13 protein-coding genes are annotated in these 22,214 nt (G+C 33.2%); 6 read left to right on the top strand and 7 right to left on the bottom strand.

The genetic code is table 11. The features are described from left to right. Positions 1 to 4 precede the first annotated feature (4 nt). Together RN605_RS12660 and rlmB are read left to right on the top strand one after the other, a co-directional pair. Complete coding sequence (locus tag RN605_RS12660) at positions 5 to 847, top strand: hypothetical protein (RefSeq protein WP_313325261.1); 843 nt, start codon at positions 5 to 7, stop codon at positions 845 to 847. Between the two features lie 64 nt (positions 848 to 911). Then, a complete protein-coding gene (gene rlmB / locus RN605_RS12655) occupies positions 912 to 1,646 on the top strand; it encodes a 23S rRNA (guanosine(2251)-2'-O)-methyltransferase RlmB (protein WP_313325259.1) in 735 nt (244 codons plus the stop codon). Here the strand turns inward: rlmB and RN605_RS12650 are convergent. Then, the gene (locus tag RN605_RS12650; protein ID WP_313325258.1) at positions 1,643 to 2,395 is read right to left on the bottom strand and encodes a rhomboid family intramembrane serine protease; all 753 of its coding nucleotides are present in this window, start codon (positions 2,393 to 2,395) and stop codon (positions 1,643 to 1,645) included. The two genes, rlmB and RN605_RS12650, sit on opposite strands and share 4 nt — an antisense overlap. A 330-nt stretch (positions 2,396 to 2,725) precedes the next feature. On the opposite strand from RN605_RS12650, the gene RN605_RS12645 reads away from it, so the two are divergent. After that, positions 2,726 to 4,003, top strand: a complete 1,278-nt coding sequence (locus RN605_RS12645) for a replication-associated recombination protein A (RefSeq protein ID WP_313325257.1) — start codon at positions 2,726 to 2,728, stop codon at positions 4,001 to 4,003. On the opposite strand, the gene RN605_RS12640 is transcribed toward RN605_RS12645, so the two are convergent. From RN605_RS12640 to radC, 3 genes are read right to left on the bottom strand one after another with little or no spacing between them, the layout of a single operon-like run. Further along, on the bottom strand, positions 4,004 to 4,741 hold the full coding sequence (locus tag RN605_RS12640) for a hypothetical protein (RefSeq protein ID WP_313325256.1): 738 nt from the start codon (positions 4,739 to 4,741) through the stop codon (positions 4,004 to 4,006). 2 nt (positions 4,742 to 4,743) lie between these two features. Next, the gene (locus RN605_RS12635; protein WP_313325759.1) at positions 4,744 to 5,430 is read right to left on the bottom strand and encodes a YjjG family noncanonical pyrimidine nucleotidase; all 687 of its coding nucleotides are present in this window, start codon (positions 5,428 to 5,430) and stop codon (positions 4,744 to 4,746) included. Positions 5,431 to 5,432: 2 nt separating this feature from the next. Continuing rightward, complete coding sequence (gene radC / locus RN605_RS12630) at positions 5,433 to 6,125, bottom strand: RadC family protein (RefSeq protein ID WP_313325255.1); 693 nt, start codon at positions 6,123 to 6,125, stop codon at positions 5,433 to 5,435. 49 nt (positions 6,126 to 6,174) lie between these two features. On the opposite strand from radC, the gene RN605_RS12625 reads away from it, so the two are divergent. Continuing rightward, a complete protein-coding gene (locus RN605_RS12625) occupies positions 6,175 to 6,750 on the top strand; it encodes a DUF1287 domain-containing protein (RefSeq protein ID WP_313325254.1) in 576 nt (191 codons plus the stop codon). Here the strand turns inward: RN605_RS12625 and RN605_RS12620 are convergent. After that, positions 6,734 to 8,098 carry a UDP-N-acetylmuramate--L-alanine ligase gene (locus RN605_RS12620; RefSeq protein WP_313325253.1) on the bottom strand — a complete coding sequence of 455 codons (1,365 nt, stop codon included), beginning with the start codon at positions 8,096 to 8,098 and terminating at the stop codon, positions 6,734 to 6,736. The two genes, RN605_RS12625 and RN605_RS12620, sit on opposite strands and share 17 nt — an antisense overlap. Next, positions 8,099 to 8,785 (bottom strand): tetratricopeptide repeat protein, encoded by a 687-nt coding sequence (locus tag RN605_RS12615; protein ID WP_313356362.1) that lies wholly within the window; start codon positions 8,783 to 8,785, stop codon positions 8,099 to 8,101. Between the two features lie 300 nt (positions 8,786 to 9,085). On the opposite strand from RN605_RS12615, the gene RN605_RS12610 reads away from it, so the two are divergent. Continuing rightward, positions 9,086 to 14,119 carry a beta strand repeat-containing protein gene (locus RN605_RS12610; RefSeq protein WP_313325250.1) on the top strand — a complete coding sequence of 1,678 codons (5,034 nt, stop codon included), beginning with the start codon at positions 9,086 to 9,088 and terminating at the stop codon, positions 14,117 to 14,119. Positions 14,120 to 14,336: 217 nt separating this feature from the next. Next, positions 14,337 to 19,979, top strand: coding sequence for a GEVED domain-containing protein (locus RN605_RS12605; RefSeq protein ID WP_313325248.1), 5,643 nt, complete (start codon positions 14,337 to 14,339; stop codon positions 19,977 to 19,979). 74 nt (positions 19,980 to 20,053) lie between these two features. On the opposite strand, the gene RN605_RS12600 is transcribed toward RN605_RS12605, so the two are convergent. Beyond that, on the bottom strand, positions 20,054 to 22,204 hold the full coding sequence (locus RN605_RS12600; protein ID WP_313325247.1) for a S46 family peptidase: 2,151 nt from the start codon (positions 22,202 to 22,204) through the stop codon (positions 20,054 to 20,056). Positions 22,205 to 22,214: the final 10 nt, after the last annotated feature.

Genomic DNA, 22,214 nt, shown 5'->3' with positions numbered 1-22,214 from the left:
AAGTATGAAAAAAATATTTAAAGCAAATTTATTTACAACACTAGCATTAGTTGCAGTATTATTCACCAACTGTGATAAAGATGATGCTACTGGTTATAGTAATCTAGAAGTTGCCGAAGACGTGGTTGGAACAATCACTTTTGATGGTACTTTGGCAGCTACTCAGACTGTTAAAGAAGGATTTGAAGACACATATTCGTATACTATTACTTTAGATAAACCTCAAGTAGTTGATATACATGTTAGTGTAAAAGTTGTTGATGGAACTGCAACTGAAGATGAAGACTTTAGTTTTGATCATGAAGTAATAATCCCTGCATATTCAACAACAGGAACAGGTACAATAAGTATCTTAAATGATACGGAAGAAGAAGGTGATGAAACTGTTACATTACAAATTAGTAATGTTAATACATCAAACGCTTCTATTGAATCAAAAACTGTAACATTTACTATTGAAGATTGTTACTCTGACTTAGCTGGAACTTGTACTTTTAGCACAACTAACGTTTCTGCTCCAACTGGAGAGTCAGCTGCTGGTCCTTTAACCGGTTCTGTTACATTAACAGAAACTGCTGCTGGTGTTTATGAATTGTCAGATGCTTCTTTTGGTGGCTGGATTGGGCTTTATGGTCCAGGAAATATTGCTACTGGAGTAAGTTTCAAAGTGCAATGTGGAACTTTATCTTATGATGGCGAAGATCAATATGGTGAAGTGTTTACATTAAGTAATTTAGTTATTAATGGATCTTCAATGTCTTTCCATTGGGAAAATGATTATGGAGAATATGGTGATACAACTATAACAAGAACTGACGGTAATAATTGGCCAGCTCTAACGTTATAATTAAATTATTTCAATACAGTAAAACCACTCGCAATTGCGGGTGGTTTTTTTATATCTTTGCCTCATGAAAAAAGACCAGCAAATATTTGGAATTAGAGCTATTATAGAAGCGATACAATCAGGAACTGTAATTGATAAAGTGTTTATTCAGAAAGATGTTCAAGGCGATTTAATGAAGGAGTTAATGAAAGTGATGAAACAAAAAAGCATCAACTTCTCCTATGTTCCAGTTGAAAAACTTAATAGATTTACTTCTAATAATCATCAAGGTGCTGTTGCTACAATATCACCAATTGGTTTTGTTGAAATTGAAAATTTAATAGAAAATGTTATCGATAGCGGTAAAAAACCTTTCTTCTTAATTCTTGACCAATTATCAGATGCTCGTAATTTTGGTGCTATTATCAGAACTGCAGAATGCACTGGAGTTGATGGAATAATTATTCAGAAACAAGGTTCTGCTCCTGTTAATGGTGATACGGTTAAAACTTCTGCGGGTGCTGTTTTCAACATTCCAATTTGCAAAGTTGATCATATTAAAGACGCTATTTTTCACCTTCAAGCTTCTGGTATAAAAACGGTTGCTGCTACTGAAAAAACAGACCAAAACATCTATAATATTTCTTTGAACGAACCTGTTGCCATCATTATGGGAAGCGAAGACCGAGGAATTAATCCATCTGTTTTGAAAATTGTTGATGAAAAAGCTAAGTTACCTATGTTTGGAACTATTGGTTCTTTAAATGTTTCGGTGGCTTGTGGTGCATTTTTATATGAAACCGTTAGACAAAGAAGTTAATCTTTTTTGGTTTCTTTATAGTTATAAACATATTTAACCGTTGCGGTAGCATTATTTTCATCTGGAATATCTTCCTCTTTTGGTGGATTAACAAAATTTCCATTTTCATCAAATCGTTTCATAAAAGCATCTTCCTCAGGATTAAAATCGGGTTTTTCCCAATCGTATTGAATTGATTTAACATAGTCTGGAGTTTTATAATACACCGCAAAAGCAAATCCGGTAATCAATCCAGCCAAATGTCCTTCCCAAGAAATTTTAGTATCAATTTCGGGAAAAACATACCATATCATTCCACCATAAACCATTACTACAGCCAATGATAAAGCCATTAAACGATAGTATTTGGTCATTACTCCTTTGAAAAAAATAAATGAAACCAACACATAAATCAAACCACTTGCGCCGATGTGATAGGAGTTTCTACCAATAATCCATGTAATTAATCCCGATAAAAGAACTCCATAAATCAACACTTTGAGCGATAGATTTCTGTAGAAATAAATCAAAGCAACCGATAATACAAATAACGGAATGGAGTTGCTAGCTATATGATTGAAATCGCCATGAAGAAACGGACTTAAAAGTATTCCTTTCATTCCAGAAATCGTTCTTGAATAGATACCGAACTCTGTGAAGCTTACATTATACTTATCTTCCATCAAAAAGACGGTCCAAATTAGCATTAACAATAACGTTGGAACAATCCAAACGGAAGGTGTAAACTTGAAATGATTTTGTTCGTTCATAGGAAATTTTATTGCAAATCTGTTTTCAATAATCTAGCCAATCTAAATTTAATGCTAATTTGTCATACCTGACTACTTTTCTGCCCGAAAGATCCAAACAGTACCGCAAAGAACCTTCGATATTGCCCGAAAACTTCTAGCTACACTGCAAGAAGGTTTTGTGCTTTCCCGAAAGTTTGTCGCACGGGTGCAGGAAGGTTTCGGGTAAAAATTGTTAATAACTTCAATTGCGCCTTAAAAGCGCTACCCTATTGAAATATTCGCTAAAAAATGGTTTTATAACAGATGAATATAATTAAATTTGTGCATACCCATTTTGAATAAATTTTCATGGAAACTCCTTTAGCAGAACGTATACGTCCACAAAAACTAGAAGACTATATCAGTCAGCTGCATCTAGTAGGCGAAAATGGTTCGCTAACACAACAAATTAAAAAAGGAATTATTCCATCGATGATATTTTGGGGTTCGCCCGGAACTGGAAAAACTACGCTTGCACAAATTATTGCCAAGCAAAGCAATCGTCCGTTTTATGAATTAAGCGCCATCAATAGTGGTGTAAAAGACATTCGCGATGTTATTGAAAAAGCCAAACAAAGCGGCGGATTATTTACGGCTAAAAATCCAATTCTTTTCATAGATGAGATTCATCGTTTTAGCAAATCGCAACAAGATTCATTGTTAGCTGCTGTCGAAAAAGGTTGGATTACATTAATTGGAGCTACCACCGAAAATCCAAGTTTTGAAGTTATTCCTGCTTTATTGTCACGTTGTCAGGTGTATGTTTTAAATCCTTTTTCAAAGAATGATTTGATTGCACTTTTACATCGAGCGATGAAAAAAGATAGTATTATTTCGACCAAAAAAATAAAACTAAAGGAAACCGAAGCTTTATTGCGACTTTCTGGTGGTGATGGACGCAAACTATTAAATATTTTTGAACTTGTGGTAAACGCCAGTTCTGAAGGTCAAATTATCATTACCAATCAAAAAGTTTTGGATTTGGTGCAACAAAACACGGTGCTTTATGATAAAACAGGAGAACAACATTATGATATTGTTTCGGCTTTTATAAAATCTATCCGAGGAAGCGATCCAAATGGTGCTGTTTATTGGTTAGCCAGAATGATTGAAGGCGGCGAAGATGTAAAATTTATTGCGCGTCGTATGTTGATTCTTTCTAGTGAAGATATTGGCAACGCTAATCCAACGGCATTTATTATGGCCAACAATACTTTTCAAGCGGTTTCAACCATTGGAAATCCTGAAAGTAGAATTATCTTGAGTCAATGTGCTGTTTATTTGGCAACATCACCTAAAAGTAATGCTAGTTATATGGCAATAAATGAAGCTCAGCAAATGGTAAAACAAACGGGCGATTTATCGGTTCCAATTCATTTGCGAAATGCCCCAACAAAATTGATGAAAGAATTGGGTTATGGAGAAGAATATCAATATTCACATAACTATGCCAATAATTTTTCTGAGCAAGAATATTTACCCGAAGAAATAAAAGAAACCAAGTTCTACAATCCAGGAAATAATTCTAGAGAAAATGGCACCAGAGAATTTCTTAAAAATCGATGGAAAGATAAATATGGTTATTAGTTAAAATCTCAAGTTGATAGGTTCGGAAACTAAATTACCTTTTTCATAATACTCAAAAAACCACTTTCCGTTTTTAGTTATAACTACTCCATTTGTATCACCTTTGACACCGATATAAACATTTTTTTGCGACGTATTAAACAATCGCATAATCACTCTTGGTTCGTTGTTTACGACTTGAAATCCATTGGCAATCGGTTGAGCAAAATAAAAGATTTCTGGGTTATCGGAAGATAATGCATAAGGCTCAACAACCTTAGTTTCTTCAACTACTTTTGCTTTGGTTTCAACTAAATCAGTTCCTATTTTGTTTTCACCACTATACTTATAATTCAATGATTCAAATGATTTTGCGGCATCTCTAAACGCAAGATTATAGGCTTGAGCAAATTGCTTTTCTCTACTTTTCCCAGATTCAGATTCAAACACTATATTGTCTTTACAATCTTTTAGAACAATTTTCAATTTAGTGACAAAAAGAGAACTCTCATTAATTATATCAGCTGTTAATGATTTACATCTATTATTCGCTATATCTGTTGGCATATCTTGATTATTCATAAAAACTTCAAAACCATATTTTTCGAGTAATAATCTAGTTGAAGTATTCAAGTTATACTTATCTTCTTCTTTCAAAAAATCAAATTTTGTTGGAACAATTACATATTTATAGTCATTAACACTTTGCGAAAATATTTTAAAAGTTAAAAGTGTAAGTAGCAAAAAAATTCTTTTCATAGTTATAATATATTTTTTAATTCTGACAAATGATTAATCGTTAATACATCGGTTTCATTATGCTTTGAGGTTTCGTCAAATAGTATTGCTTTTATACCAAAATTTATTGCGCCACGAACATCTGCATCAATACAATCGCCAATCATTAACGCATTATTTTTTGAAACCTTTGCCAAAGATAGCGCAAATTCAAATATGTTTGGATGTGGTTTTTTAACTCCAGCCATTTCAGAATTGGTAACTGTTTTAAAATAATTTTGAATTCCAGAATTACTTAATTTTCTGGTTTGAACTTCAGCAAAACCATTTGTTATTATGTGTAAATTATAATTTGGTTTCAAATAGTTTAAAACTTCTATTGCACCATCAAAAAGTTGGTTGTTATCGGGTAAAAAATTAATATAATCAATACTAATTTGATTAATATCTTCATCTGAAATAGCATAGTTCATTGCGTCAAATGATTGCTTCAGCCTTTGATAACGCAGTTCTTCATGAGTAATTTTATCAAACTGATACAATTTCCAACACGCTTGATTTATTGGTGCATAAATTTCAATAAATGCATTGGTATCAATTGTTGGATGCTGTTTCTTGAAAATTTTATCGAATGCTAAAATGGAATTTTTGTCAAAATCCCAAAGTGTATGGTCTAAGTCGAAAAAAATATCAGTAATCGTATCTTTCATCATTAAAAAATTCCTTCATCTTGAAAACTTAAATATCCGTTTTCAGTTATTATTATATGGTCTAACACTTTAACATCCAACTGACTTCCTGCTAATTTTAATTTCTCAGTAATTTCTAAATCAGCATCACTGGCTTGTAATTTTCCTGATGGATGATTGTGAGATAAAATTATTGAAGTTGCGTTTTGCTCTAAAGCCGTTTTAAAAATTAGCCGAACATCAACAACAGTTCCTGTGATTCCGCCTTTTGAAAGTTGTGCTTTGTAAACTACTTTATTAGAATTGTTTAAATACAACACCCAAAATTCTTCATGTGGTAACTCGCCAATTATGGGTTGCATGATTTCAAAAACGGCTTTGCTTGATGTGATTTTTTTCAATTCGAGAGTTTCTTCTGCTCTACGTCTTCTTCCTAATTCTAATGCTGCTGCAATAGAAATTGCCTTCGCTTCGCCTATTCCTTTAAACTCCATCAATTGTTTTAATGATAATTTTCCTAAGGCATTCAGATTATTATCGACACTTGCTAAAATGCGTTTGCTCAATTCGACTGCACTTTCATTTCTACTTCCCGAACCAATTAAAATAGCAATCAACTCGGCATCGCTCAAAGCTTGTTTGCCTTTCAGCATAAGCTTTTCACGAGGTTTATCGTCTTCTGCCCAATGTTTTATGGAAAAATTTGTTGGTTCCAAATGTATACTAAATTAGCGCTTTATTCGTTTATAAATAAAGTATAAATGTATGAAACCCTTTTATTTTTTACTAATTGTTTGTTCGTTTTTTATAATTCCAACAAAAACATTTGAAGAAAAACTTTCTGATGCTGCTATTTCTATAATTGATGCAAGCGTAGTATATACTCCGAGTTATATTTCCATTAAATATCCTAATGGTGATGTACCTGCAAAAACAGGAGTTTGTACCGATGTTGTAATTAGAACTTACCGAAAACTTGGAATTGATTTACAAAAAGAAGTTCATGAAGACATGAAAACTAATTTTAGTAAATATCCAAAAACTTGGGGTTTAAAATCTACCGATACAAACATTGACCATAGACGAGTTCCAAATTTAGAAACATTTTTCACTAGAAAAGGTCAAAAATTAACTGTTACTCAAAACGCAAACGATTACAAAACTGGTGAAATTATCACTTGGATGATTAACGGAAAATTACCTCACATTGGCATTATTACTAATAAAAAATCAAAAGATGGAAAACGACCTTTGATTGTTCATAATGTTGGCGGCGGACAAGTTTTGGAAGATTGTTTGTTCAGTTATGAAATTGTTGGACATTTTAAATATTGGAAGTAATCAAACCTTTCACCTCATCAAAATTCAATCCGCCATAATTCCCAGAACTCATTAATAATAGTGCTGAATTATTCAAATCATACTTAAAAAGAAAATCTTTGAACTCCGCTGGGTTAGTATAAATAATTAAATCATCTCGTTTGAAAGATTGTGCGATTTGGTCATAGGTTACTTCTTGTAGCTGTTTTATTTTTACTGCATCTGGAGAATAAAAAACTACGGCAACATCGGCAGCATCAAGCGCACCTTCATATTCTTTCAAAAACTCGGCGTTTAAACTACTGTAAGTATGCAATTCTAAACAAGCCACTAAAGTTCTATCGGGATATTGATTTTTAACTGCTTTTGTGGTCGCTGAAACTTTACTTGGCGAATGGGCAAAATCTTTGTAGGCTACTTTTCCTTTTCCTTCTGCAATTTTTTCCAATCGTTTGCTTGCGCCTTTAAAACTGGCAATAGCTTCATAAAAATCGGCTTCATCAACACCCATATTTTGGCAAATCCATTTAGCTCCAGCTAAATTATTCAGATTGTGTGCTCCAAAAACTTCAATTGGCATAAAACCTTCTGGAGTTTCTAATAAAGTAGTTCCATCTTCCACTTTATAATTAGGTGTTTGAAAGGAAATTCTTCTGATGGTATTCATTGTCTCTTCAGCTACTTTCTTTACAGTTTCATCTTCTTCATTATAGACCAAAATACCACCTTTGGTAATTTGATTTACAAAAATTTCAAATTGTTCTACATAGTTCTCAAAAGTTGGAAACACATTAATATGATCCCAAGCAATTCCTGAAAGTAAGGCAATATTAGGTTGATACAAATGAAATTTTGGTCTTCTATCAATTGGAGAAGAAAGATATTCATCGCCTTCTAAAACAATAAAATCATTATCTTCAGTAAGATGAACCATCGTATCAAATCCTTCTAATTGTGCGCCAACCATATAATCAACTTCAATATTATGATAATGCATTACGTGTAAAATCATGGAAGTAATGGTTGTTTTTCCATGCGAACCACCAATAACTACACGTGTTTTATTTTTGGATTGTTCGTATAAAAACTCAGGATAAGAATAAATTTTTAAGCCCAATTCTTTTGCTTTCAACAATTCGGGATTATCTGCTTTAGCATGCATTCCTAAAATAATTGCTTCAATATCTGAAGTGATTTTTTCTGAGAACCAACCAAATTCTTCTGGTAAAAGACCTTTTTTTTCTAATCGTGATTTTGAAGGTTCAAAAATAGCATCATCACTACCTGTAACTTTATATCCTTTGTTATGTAATGCTAAAGCCAAATTGTGCATCGCTGCACCGCCAATAGCAATGAAATGTGTACGCATTTATTTTATAAATTGATTTTTAAATTCTTCTGCTTTTTGTGGTTTATTCATTTTGTTTTTATACAAATTGAACAACTTTTGAAATGTTGTATTAGAATTGCCTATTGCATGTGCTTTCAGATAATTTGTTTCTGCTGAATTGTATCTGTCAAAATATTCATCAATATATCCTTTGGCTAAAAATCCATCAACTTGAGAAAGTTTTAATAATTGATTGGCATAACTTGAAGCTTTCTTTTCGCTACCTCCAACAATTCCTGGTAATTGAAGATATATTTCAATTAAAGCCCAACGTGCTTCAATGTGCCTTGGATTTAATTCAATTGCTTTCTCAAAGGATTCTTTAACTTCGCCTATCATTCCAAGTGCTTTGAATTTGTTGGAGTCTTTAGCTTTCATTCCCAAAGCACCACCATATTTATAATAGTAATTTGCCTCTTTTGGATTTCCTTGTTTTAATTTATTGTAGTATAAAATAGCATTGTCCCAATCTTTCAAATGTCCAGCAATATCTCCTAAATATTCAATTGTCTTTAAATGATTAGGATTTTCTCTTAAAAAATCAATAAAAATAGGCTTGGCTAAAGTATATTTTTCTTGAGTAAATAGTTTTTCACCTTTTTCAAAATTTGATTGGCAATAAATCTCAATAGGCATTACAAATAATATTATGAAAAACAATCTCATCTATTTTTTAGTTTTTTTATAATTCCTCAACAAATATAAGTTGAATAACAAAAAAATTATCCTAGAAATAAAAAAATTAAAAAAATCACTCCATAAAACGACGAAAAGAGTCGACGAACGACACTTTTTAAAAAACACAACAATTTGCTTATCAGCATATTAGACTCGATAAAATGTAAAAAATGTAAAAAAAAGTGTTGTTAATCGATTTTTAGAGTAGAATGTCTAAAAAATATACGTATACCCTAATACTCAAGTAATTTTGAAATATTATTAACAGAGTTTAAAATTCATCGCCCTATGAAAAAAAACTACTTACACCTGATTAATAACTGCAAACATATTTTAAAATATTCAAGAGTTATCTTAAATTTTGTAGTTATTATTTTCTTTAACGTTGCCACTTTTAGTCAAACTGCTGGCCCAAATTTTTCAGGTATTGGTATTAACCTAAATACTACAGGTACCATTGCATGGAATAATCCTAATAACATTGTAAATACTTTAGACACTAACTATGCAACTGCTGTTTTTGGTGGTTCTGCTAATTCAAATTATTTGTTTGGTTCTAATTATAACTTTTCTATACCTACTAGTTCTGTTATTAATGGAATTGAGGTTACAATTAACAGAAAAACTAGTGCAACCAATGGTGGTAGAATTACAAAAGATAATGTTGTAAGCCTTGTAAAAAATGGAACTATTACAGGTTCAAATAAAGCTACAACTACAAGTTATACAACTTCATTTTTAACTGCAACTTATGGATCATCTACCGATTTATGGGGAACAACTTGGACTGCAGGTGATATTAACAACGTTAATTTTGGAGCAGCACTATCTGTTAATAGTAATAATAGTTTAACAGCTTCTGTTGATTATATTTCTATTAAAATTTATTTTACTCCTGCTCCTATCATAACAAATTTTTCTCCAGGTAGTACATGTTACAATTCAGGTTCATCAATTACTATTAATGGGAATTATTTCAATAATGCATCAAATGTTTCAATAAACGGAGTTAACTGTAGTTATGTAATCAATGGTAACTCTCAAATAACAGCAACTTTGCCTAATGGTGCTTCAACTGGATTAATTTCAATAACGACTCCTTCTGGTACAACTACAAGTAGTTCAAATTTGACTATTAACCCCATTCCAAGTATGTCTTCAATCACTGGAAGCACGAACGTTTGTTTAAATAGTACAACTACATTATCAAATGCGACTGTTGGTGGTGTTTGGAGTTCGTCAAATTCATCAATTGCATCAATAAATTCATCTGGAATTGTAACTGGAAATTTAGCAGGAAATGCGCTTTTATATTATACAATAACAGACAGCAATGGTTGTTCAAATTCAAGAAGTGTGTTTTTTACTGTTAACCAACTACCAACTTTAACAGCACCATCTACTATTTGTCTTGGTAATACTGCTCAACTAACACCTAGTTCTTCTGGTTCATGGACTAGTTCTGATACAAACATAGCTACAATAGATAACACGGGTTTAGCGACAAGTGTTTCCTATGGAAATGTTTCATTTACATTTACTGAAAACACAAACTTTTGTTCAAATACAACAAATAGCGTAAGCATTCCTTCTTCCATTTCTTTTTCATCCCAACCAACAAGCACTCAAACAATTTGTGAAAATTCATCGGTAAGTTTATCGGTAGGTGTTGCTGGAAGTGGCTTAACATACCAATGGTATAAAGATTCAAATCCAATTTCAAATGGTGGAAGTATAAGTGGAGCAAATTCAGATACTTTGATAATTAATCCTGCTTTACCTTCTGACTCATCTAATAATTATTATTGCGTTGTTACTTCATGTGGAAACTCAATTACATCTAATTCTGCTAGTATTACAGTTAATGCTACTAGTGTTGGTGGTGTTGCATCTAGCTCAATGCCAAATGTAACTCCTGTTGTTAGAAGTATAACCGAATGTCACTATGCTGATGGTACAATCTATTTAAGCGGACATACAGGAAATGTAATTAGATGGGAATATACCACTTCAGGTGGAACTGTTTGGTTACCTATTGCTGATACTTCAACAACTTATAACTATAATAATATCACTCAATCAACTTTCTTTAGAGCAGTAGTTCAAAATGGTTCAAGTTGTTCAGTAGCTTATTCTTTAGTTTCATTAGTAAATGTTATACCAAATATTAAACCAACTCCTGTTACAGCTACTCCTCAAACAATTTGTGTTGGTGATTCATCTTCACTGTATTCTGAAAGTGGTTTTGCAACTAATTCATATTTAGCTTCTGGAGGTACATTTAGTAATGCAAATCCAGCTAATTGGGTAGTTGATGGTTGTGGTAATTGTTTAAATGCAGGCGGAAGTAACACTACAAACGGTCCTTTCAGATTAAGTGCTACAAATGGTGGAACTTACGCTGGAATTGATTATGCATCTGATGGTAAATTTGTAATTGCTAGTGGAAATTATAATTCTGTAATGTATACACCAACATTTAATACATTCGGATTAGACTCAGCAAGTTTAAGTTTTAACCATGCATTCAATTTACAAGCTGGAGCTTCTGCATTAGTAGAGCTATCGTTAGATGGTGGTACTACTTATACTGTTGTATTGGCGAGTTATTCAGGTCCTAGTACAAGATCACCTTATAATAATTTCCCTTTAGAATCTATAGACATGGACAATTATATTGGTCAACCAAATCTTAAAATAAGATTTACCTATACAGGAAATGCAAATAGTTCTTGGGCTATTGACAATATATTGATTCCTGAATCTCCTTCAAATGTTGCTGTTCAATGGGTAGACTCTTTAACTGGTGAAATAATTAGTAATACTTCAACCGCAACAGTAAGCCCAACTGTAACTACGACTTATGGAATTACATCTTTCTTGAATGGCTGTACTAGTTATGGTCCAGAAGGTACAACTTACATTACTGTTACCGTTAATCAAAGACCAACCGCAAATATTGGTCCTTCGCAAACAATTTGTAATAATGGTACAGCTTCTTTTACAATTAATTTAACAGGTACTTCACCTTGGAGTATAACCTACAATAATGGTAGTACAAACACAACAATAAATAACATTACTTCTAATCCATATATCCTAAATGTTCCAGGAATAACAACCAATAGAACATTTACTATAGTAGGATTAAGTGATTCAAAATGTACCGCTAAGCCTCAGGATTTAACTGGTTCAGCAGTTGTAACTGTTTTAAACGGAACTCCTGGTTTATGGACTGGATTAGTTAGTACAGATTGGTTTGATTGTAAAAATTGGGCTGGTGGTTTACCTTCAGCAACAATTGATGCTCAAATTTTAGGTGGTACAACTAGAATGCCAGTTATTGATCCATCAAATTCAAGTTTTGCTGCTGCTTACAGTAATATTGCTTCAGCTAGAGATGTTATTATTGCTAATACTGCAAATCTAACTATGGTAAATTCGAATTCCGTTTTAACCGTAAGTAGAGATTGGAAAAATAATGGCATTTTCAATACTGGTCAAGGTACAGTATCTTTTAATGGTAGTACTTCTAATCTTGTTCAAAAAATAAATCAAGGAATAAAAACCAACGAAACTTTTTATAATCTGACAGTTAACACTACAAACGGAGCTAAAGGTGTTAGTTTAATTGATGGTTTTCAGTTAACGGTTGCTAATTTAGTTTCTTTATTAAGTGGAGATTTAAGATTAGTTGGCGAAGCCCAATTAATTCAAAATGGAACTGCTCAAAATCCTACTGGCGGAACAGGAAAACTTTTAGTTGACCAACAAGGAACTAAAAGTAGTTTTCACTACAACTATTGGTGTTCACCAGTTACAACAAATGGTACAAGCTATTCATTAGCAAATGTTTTATTTGATGGAACTAATTCTGCTGCAAATCCATTTACACAAAGTCCAATTACATATGGTAATGGAGCTTATTTTGCAGATGGAGCTTTATCAACTCCAATAAAGAAAAGTACAAGTTGGTTGTATAAATATACAAGCGTAAGCACAACTTATGCAGGATGGCAGTTTATTGGCTCTACTGGAACAGTAAACAAAGGAGAAGGATTTACAATGAAAGGTGTAACAGGTTCTGCTGCTATAAGTTCTCTTCAAAATTATGTTTTTGCTGGAAAACCAAATAGTGGTACCATTCCATTAACTATTTCATTAAATCAAAGTTATCTTGTTGGAAACCCATATCCTTCCGCTTTAGATGCTGATGAATTTATAAAAGATAATATTAAAGATGGTGCAGGAAGAGCTTCTTCAAACATCTTTAATGGTGCACTTTATTTTTGGGATCATTTTGGAGGACAAACACATATTTTAAATCAATATGTTGGCGGATATGCTTGTTATACCCTAATGGGTGGAGTTGTTGCAGTTTCTAACGATCCATTAACAATTAATAATGGTTCAAGTGGTTCTAAAACACCTAAAAGATACATTCCAGTTGGACAAGGATTCTTCATTGGGACAGGTTCTAATAGTGCTTTGACTAGTAACAATCCTAATTTAAGTACTCCTGTTACAGGTGGAACAATTAATTTCAAAAACTCTCAAAGAGTATTTGTGGCAGATAATACTTCTAACTCTATCTTCTTAAGAACAAATGATGAAAACTCTGCTAATCTAACAGAAGTGGATAATCGCCAAAGAATTAGATTGTCTTTTGAGAATGCTACTGAATTAAAAAGACAAATCATGATTGGAGCTGATGAAAATACTACTAATCTATTTGATTATGGCTACGACGCAACAATTATTGACACTACAACTGATGATATGTACTGGAGTTTAGGTGAAGAAAAATTGGTTATTCAAGCTGTTCCAAATTTTGGAGTTGAAGAAATTTTCCCAATAGGAATAAAGAATTCTGTTGCAGGTGAAATAACAATTAAAATCGCAGAATTAGAATATATTCCATCATCAACAGAACTTTATATTCATGATGACGAAACTGGAATTTATACAGACATTCGAAATGGTGATTTTTCAGTTTACTTGCCAGAAGGAGAATTTAACAATAGATTTTCTCTACGATTTATGAGTAATTCATTGTCTAACAATGAGAATATTTCAAATTCAAATACCATTGCCTATTTTGATAATAATTCTGAAAATTTGATAATCAAAAACAATAATTTGAATCAAATTAAAAAAGTGTTCTTATTTAATTTATTAGGACAAAAAGTTTCAGAATTTAATATTGATAATAATGAAAATACTTTGGTTTTACCTTGTAACAATTTATCTAACAGCACCTATATTCTAAAAACTATTTTTGATGATAGCACTGTTTTTAGCACAAAAATTATTAATAATTAATTCATTTTTAACCAAAATAAAATTTATAAAAACAGTATCGAAAACCAGTTAATTCATTTGTAAAGAAATGCATTCTTTTAAATTTATGTAATTCATCGATTATTAAGGTAATTTATCTTGTAAGAAAACCAATCTACAAGAAAAAGAATTATTTTTAATATAACTATCTGATTTCTATATTAGAAAACATGAAGCCCGAATTTAAAAATGATATGCTATGGTTAAAAATTACTTTTCAGAAAAAATAAAGTCCAAAATAATCTTACTCTCTTTATTTGTATTTTCATTATTTACAAATGAAGCTTACTCTCAAATAACTATTACTAAACCAAACTTAAGTATACCGGTTTGTAGTGGATTTCCATCGTCGTATTATACTATTGGAAATATAGTTTTAGAAGAAGTTGGAACAGGTAACCGAGGTAATTTTTCTACAGGAACAGATGTTACATTAATACTTTCAGCTCCAGCAAATTTTGAATTTTTAGCAGGTTCTGCAAGTTTAAGTTATGCAATAAATCAAAATATTTCTGCCACCCCATCAATTGTAACTACATCAAACACCATAACTATTACATATTCTTGCACTGGAACGAATAAAAACGATCAAATAATAATTTCTAATCTACAAATTAGAGCAATCAATACTTCAAGTACTGGAAATATTACAAGAACTGGAGGTACTGGAGTTATAAATGGATTAATTAATGGAACTACTGTCACTAACACCTTAACATCTACCTCAGGAACTCCACCATCAACAGCTGTAGCTGGTGCAAATCAAACGCTTGCTGCTTGTGTTACAAGTACAACTGTTAATGCAAATACGCCTGCTGTAGGTACTGGGGTTTGGAGTTTAGTTTCTGGAGTTGCAACAATCACAAATCCAAATTCTGCGAGCACTTCTATAACTGGTTTAGCACTAGGTGCAACTGCAACTCTTCGTTGGACCATTTCTAACAGTCCATGTTCAGCTTCAACAAGCGACATGACAATTACAACTACTTATGGTTCAAGTTGTATTAGTTATTGTAATTCCTCTGGGGGAACAATTGCAGATGGAATTTCAGGTGTGAACTTTAATACTATTAATAATTTAAGTACTTTAGTAAATGTTGCCTATTCTGATTTCACTTCAATTAGCACTAATGTTTACAAAGGTATTTCCTATGGATTAAATGTTTATATTGACACTGGTGGAAATTATACAAATTATCAATCTGTTTGGATAGATTGGAATAGTGATGGTGATTTTCTGGATGCAGGAGAATTTTATAACATAGGAACCGCATCCAATGTTTCAAATGGATTAAGTAGTTTATGTCCTTTTTCAATTACCATTCCAATTAGTGCTGGAACTGGAACTGTTAGAATGCGAATACAATCAAAATATAATAGTGTAACAACTAGTTCGTGTCAAACGGGATTTGACGGTGAAGTAGAAGATTATACATTAAACATTTTAGACCAATTACCTTGTACAACTCCAATTTCTCAACCTATTTCTCTTACTCTTACTCCTGGAGGCACAAGTGTTTTAGGAACTTTTACAGCAGCTTCACCTGCTCCAAGTAATTATTTGGTTATTCGAAATACCACAGGAACAATTCCTTCACCTGTTAATGGAACAAATTATACCATAGGCGCAACTGTTGGTGCTGGAAATATTGTAGTTGACAATGATTCAAACACAAGTTTTACAGCTACAGGACTAAGTTTGACAACACAATATTACTTTTTTGTTTTTTCATTTAATAATTCTTGTACTGGTGGTCCATCGTATTTGTCAACTTCTCCACTAACTGGAAATATTACAACTTTAGCAACAAATTATTGTGTGCCAACAGGGAATCTTAATTGTGCAAGTGGCGATTATATTGCTAACGTAACTTTAAATACTCTTATTAATAACACAACTTGTTCGGCTACTGGATACACTAATTATCCGCCTACAGGTTCACAAACTACTACAGTTACAAGAGGAAACAATTATAATTTAAGTATTGGAACTGGAACAGGGAATAAAAAGCACGGCTTAGGAGTTTGGATTGATTTTAATCAAAATCAAGTTTTCACTGACGCTGGAGAATATTTTTCTTTTGGAAATGGAGTTATTGCAAACTCTACAAATACTATAACCATCACCATTCCTGCAGGAGCTACTTTAGGAACCACAAGAATGAGAGTGCGATATGGACGTCAAACTAACGTTTCTTCAACTTCAAGTTGTACAATGAATGGCACTTTAGGTGAAACCGAAGATTATACAATTACAATTGCTGATCCGATAGCTTGTAGTGCGCCTTCATCACAACCTACTACTTTGATTTTAAATGCAACAGGCACAACAATTGCTGGTAGTTTTACAGCTCCGAGTCCTGCTCCTGACAATTATCTGGTAGTAATTAACACAACAGGTATTGCTCCATCTCCAGTTAACACAACTAGTTATACAATTGGCGGAACTGTTGGAGCAGGAAATACCGTAGTTGACAACGATTCTAATACCGCTTTCGTAGCTTCTGGTTTATCGCCAAATACTTTATATTATATTTTTGTATTTGCTTATAACTCCGCTTGTTCTGGTGGACCAATTTACAATACAACATCACCTTTAAATGGGAATACATCGACTATAAATTCAAATTACTGTACACCATCGGTTGGTGTTAATTTTGAAAATTTAACTTATTTAACTGAGGTAGCTTTTGTTGGAACTTTAAACGACGTAACTAATGCTTCTACATACACCTCTTCTCCTAGAGGATATCAAGACTTCACAAATCTGTCAAATTTGTCACAACAAGCCCAAGGAGAAGGAGTAAATGTATTTTTACAGGCAACAAATTCATCCTATATTAAAGCTTGGGTAGATTGGAACAAAGATGGAGTATTTGCTGACCCAGGTGAACAAGTTTACAATACAGGAGGAATTGCTACTTATTCAACAACTTTTGGATTTATTATTCCATCTTCTACTCCACTTGGAAATTATCGTATTAGAATTAGAATAAATAATTATACTGGAAGTGCTTCATTTACACCATGCGGAAATATTAATTATTATGGCGAAACCGAAGATTATCTTTTCACAGTAGTTTCAAGTTGTAATGCTGTAATAACTTCTGTAACCGATGGTAAAACTTGTGGCTCAGGAACAGTTGTTTTAAACGCAGTGAGTACTTCGCCTGGAGTTACTCAATACAGATGGTACTCTACTCCTACTGGTTCAACATTAGTTGGAACTTCTGCTACTAGTTCATGGACAACACCAAGCATAAGTACTACAACAACTTACTATGTAACTGCATACAATGGATGTGAATCATTAAAAAGAACAGCCGTTACAGCAACTATTAGTCCTATCCCGTCGCTAACCTATTCTCCAAGTAATCCAACGGTTTGTGGTGAAGGAGTTATTTTGGACTTGACAGCAACTGGTGACCAGGAAGAAGTATATTTAATTGATGAAAAATTCAATTCTGGTTTGGGTACATTCACAAATACGAATATAAATCCAACTTCTCAAGATGCTAATTCTCAATGGCAAAACAAAACAAGTACTTTTGTTCCAACACAAGTGGTTAATTATAACGTTTGGTTTCCTGCAATTTCATCAGGCATTAATGGAAATAATTTTGCGTTTTCAACATCTGATGTTGGTGGAGTTACGATTCATAATCAAATGGCATCAGCTACGGTAAGTTCAAGCAGTTTTACAAGTTTGACTTTGAGCTTACGAATGTTTTACTCACGTTACTACGAAGACGGAACCTATCTTGCTTTAGATTATGTAACCATTGATGTTTCTACCAACGGAGGTGGAAATTGGACAGAAATAAAAAGATTCACAGAAGATGTTGGTATAGGTACCCGTTTTGAAACTTTAACTTATGATTTATCAGGTTATATTAATCAACCTAATTTGAAAGTAAGAATTCAATATTATGGTGAATGGTGTGATGGTTTGGCGGTTGATGATGTTAAACTTTATGGATACAGACCAATTGGGACCGCTTTAAGTTGGACAAGCTCAACTCCTGTTAATGCTTTCTCTGATCCTGCTTGTACAATAGCTTATGTGTCTGGAACACCTGCGCTTAATGTTTATGTGAAGCCATCTATTACGCAACTTGAAAGTGGAACCTATACGTTTACTGCTAATGCAACATTAGCCAATGGTTGTACTACAAGTCAAGATATTACGGTTACTAATAAATCTAAAATATGGCAAGGTTTGTCAACCGATTGGAATTCGGCAACGAACTGGAAACCAAATGGTGTTCCTGCTATAACTGATTGTATTGTTGTTCCTTCAACTGCAAACAATCCTATCATTTCTGGTAGTAGTTATCAAGCTTATGGTAAAAACATCGATGTAAAATCAAATGCTAATGTTTTAATCAATACTTCCAATAATTTAACCATAAACGATGAAGTAACGGTTAGAGCTAATGGTTTGATTGAGTTAAAAAACAGTTCAAGCTTGGTTCAAAATGTAGATACTGCAATAAATAGCGGAACCATGAAAATGACTAGAACAACACGTCCGATGACACGTTGGGCATATGTTTATTGGGGTTCACCAATAGCTGAAAATGCGTTTAGTCAAATACCAACTGAGTTCGATTTAAAATACCGTTGGGTTTCAGGAACATCTGCTGGGACATGGACATCTTTGAGTTCTGTTACTTCTGGGGAAGGATTTATTGCGAGAGTTAAAAACATAGCACCTTTTAGCACCGGAACAGGAACTATTGATTTTGTATATACTGGAACGCCTAAAAACGGAGTTGTAAATGTAAATGTTGACAGTTTTGACAGTAGTTCTTTGGTTGCAGGAAATACGGTTTTATTAGCCAATCCATATCCAAGTGTTGTAGATGCTACTAAATTTTTACAACATGCTAATAATACAGAACTTGGTGGTACATTATTCTTCTGGACATCATTAACATTATATTCAGGAACAGGACCTTATTCGGTTACCGATTATGGAAGTTGGAACTTAGCTGGAGGAACAGGAACTGCGCCATCTACTGACCCAACTAATCTGAGTTTAAAACCAAATGGTAAAATTGCATCGGGTCAAGGTTTCTTTGCTCAAGCTTTTGCTGATGGTCAAATAACGTTCAACAACAGTATGCGTGAAACCAACAACAATTCACAATTCTTTAGAACATCTGGCGAACCTTCTATAGAGAAAAATAGAATTTGGTTGAATTTATACAGCGACTCAACTTTCAGACAAACTTTAATAGGTTATATGACTGGAGCAACTGATGGAATTGACAAATTTTATGATGGTGATTCGTTTACTAATAATGCAATTGATATTTACTCTATTCACGATGGTCGAAATTTAGTAATTCAGGGAAAAGGTTTACCGTTTAACCAAAATGATGTAGTTCCACTTGGATATCGTGTTACTACTAATGGTAGCTATTCAATTGCTATTGATGAATTAGACGGATTGTTTTTGGGCAATCAAAACATTTATTTGAGAGACAATCTTTTGAATATTGACCACGATTTAAAAGCAAGTCCTTATACTTTCATTACTAATTCAGGAACGTTCAACAATCGTTTTCAAATTGTTTATACCACCAATGCTTTAGGCGTTGGAGAAGTTACCGATACTACAACTTTTGGAATGATAACCAATCAAGAATTGACTATCAACTCGAGTGAAATGATTAAAAACTTAACGGTTTATGATATCACAGGAAAAATGATTATCAATCAAACGGAAATAAATATTAAACAATATACAATCCCATTCTATTATCCAAATGGAGTTTACATTGCGAAAGTGAAACTTGGTAATGATAAAGTTGCTGATATTAAATTAATGCATTAGCAACTAAAAATAATATAAACAAAAACCCCCGATTGAATTTCAATCGGGGGTTTTTATATTCTAAATCTATTCGATTATTTTGTCAATGTCATTTCGTCAACAATGTTTTTAGCTCCCGAGAAGTTCTCGATTACCCAAAGTACATAACGAATATCAACATTGATTGTTCTTTGTAAGTTTTTGTCAAAGATAACGTCACCTGCCATTGCTTCGATGTTTCCGTCAAAAGCAAGACCAATTAATTCTCCTTTTCCGTTTAATACTGGCGAACCTGAATTACCACCTGTAATATCATTATCCGTCAAGAAGTTTACGTGTAGCGAACCATCTTTGTCTGCATATCTACCATATTCTTTGTTTTTGTTCATTTCAAGAACTTTAACTGGTAAATCAAACTCTGCATCACCTTTTTTGTATTTCTTCACTTGACCATCAAGTGTAGTATAGTTGTTGATTTTTGCATCATTACGCTTGTCTGCTGGTAAAGCACGAACTTTTCCATAAGTTAAACGCAACGTTGAGTTAGCATCTGGATATTTAATAGTTCCGATTTTTGATTCTCTTAAACCTTCAACTAGTTTACGGAATGCAGCGCTGTATTTGTCTTGAGCAGCAGCAATTTCGTCTGATTTTGAAGAATAATGAGTCAACATATCATTAGACAATGCATACAATGGGTCATTTTCTAATAACTCTTTGCTTGGTAATGCTAAGAATGCTTTAATTCTGTCAACAGAAGTGAAGATACTTAAATCAAAAGCAGCATTTACATATTTTGTAAAGTCGTTATTGTTCTCATCACCTATTTTCTTAACCATTGGAGCAATAGCATAACCCGTAGCTTTAGTAGCATACGTATTTAATTGCGCCGCCATTAAATCTTTTTCTGCAGGAATGTGTAATTCTTTAAACATTTCTTCAGCCATTTCTTCAATAGCAGGTGCCATTTGTGCACGTTTGTTTGCATCACCTTTTACATAAGCATCCATGTATCTTCCTAAACCTCTTGAAACAGTTCCAAAAGAAGTAGTTCTAAACAATTGTTGCATGTAGTTATCGTGACGTGATTTCTCGTTTGTTAATGCGTAGTAGTTGTTGATGTCAGCAATTACGTTACCGTATTTTGCTTTGTTAGCTGGTTTGTTAGCCCATTTGTTGAACTTCGCTTCTTGTGCTGCTTTAGATTTAGCAGTACCAAACTTAGTTAATGCATCAATCATTCCTTGACGGTTTTTCCAGTAGTTAGCTGTTGAAGCAAACTTAGAAGCATATTTTAAGTTTAAGGCATCACTTTGGTTCATGTATTTTTTCATGTTATCCATACCAACTTTTGCACCTTCAACCCATGCAGGATAAGCAAACTTCACGTTTTGCTCAATTCCGCCTGCTGGCATCCAACGGTTGGTTCTTCCTGGGTAACCCAAAATCATGGCATAATCGTTTTCTTTTACTCCACCAATGTTTACTGGTAAGTAATGTTTTGGTTGTAACGGAACATTCTCAGGAGAATAGTCTGCTGGGTTTCCGTTTTTATCTGCATATACGCGGAACATTGAGAAATCGGCAGTGTGACGTGGCCATTCCCAGTTGTCAGTGTCTCCACCAAATTTACCTAAGCTTTCTGGTGGTGTTCCTACTAAACGAACGTCTTTATAATCTTGGTATACGAAGTAGTAGTACTCATTTCCTTGGAAGAATGAACGAACCGAAACAGTATATTTTCCGCCTTCGTTGTTTTCTTTCTCGATTGCAGCAATTTCCTGGTTGATGGCTTTTTCTCTTTCAGCCTCAGTCATGCTGTCGTTTACTTTTGATAAGATTCTTTTAGAAACATCGTCCATACGTACAAAGAAACGCACGTATAATGATGATGGTTTCATTTCATCTTTTCTGTTTTTAGCCCAAAAACCGTTCTTTAAATAGTTTTGCTCTTCTGAAGATAATTCAGCAATCGCATCGTATCCGCAGTGGTGATTGGTTAATACTAAACCGTCTTTTGAAATGATTTCGGCAGTACATCCACCGTTAAATTGAACGATAGCATCTTTTAAACTGTGGTTGTTGATGCTGTAGATTTCTTCGGCTGTTAGTTGCAAGCCCATTTTTTGCATGTCGCGGTGGTTTAATCTTTCGATAAACATTAAAAACCACATTCCTTCGTCAGCTTTTACGCTTGTTGGCACAAGCAATAAGGCTGCGATAAAGGATAAAATAATTTTTTTCATTGTAATTACT

Source organism: Flavobacterium sp. PMTSA4, assembly GCF_032098525.1.
In the GTDB taxonomy this organism is placed as follows: Bacteria; Bacteroidota; Bacteroidia; order Flavobacteriales; family Flavobacteriaceae; genus Flavobacterium; species Flavobacterium capsici.
Note: the sequence above shows the minus strand (reverse complement) of the source record. Positions and strands in the feature narration are given on the sequence as shown.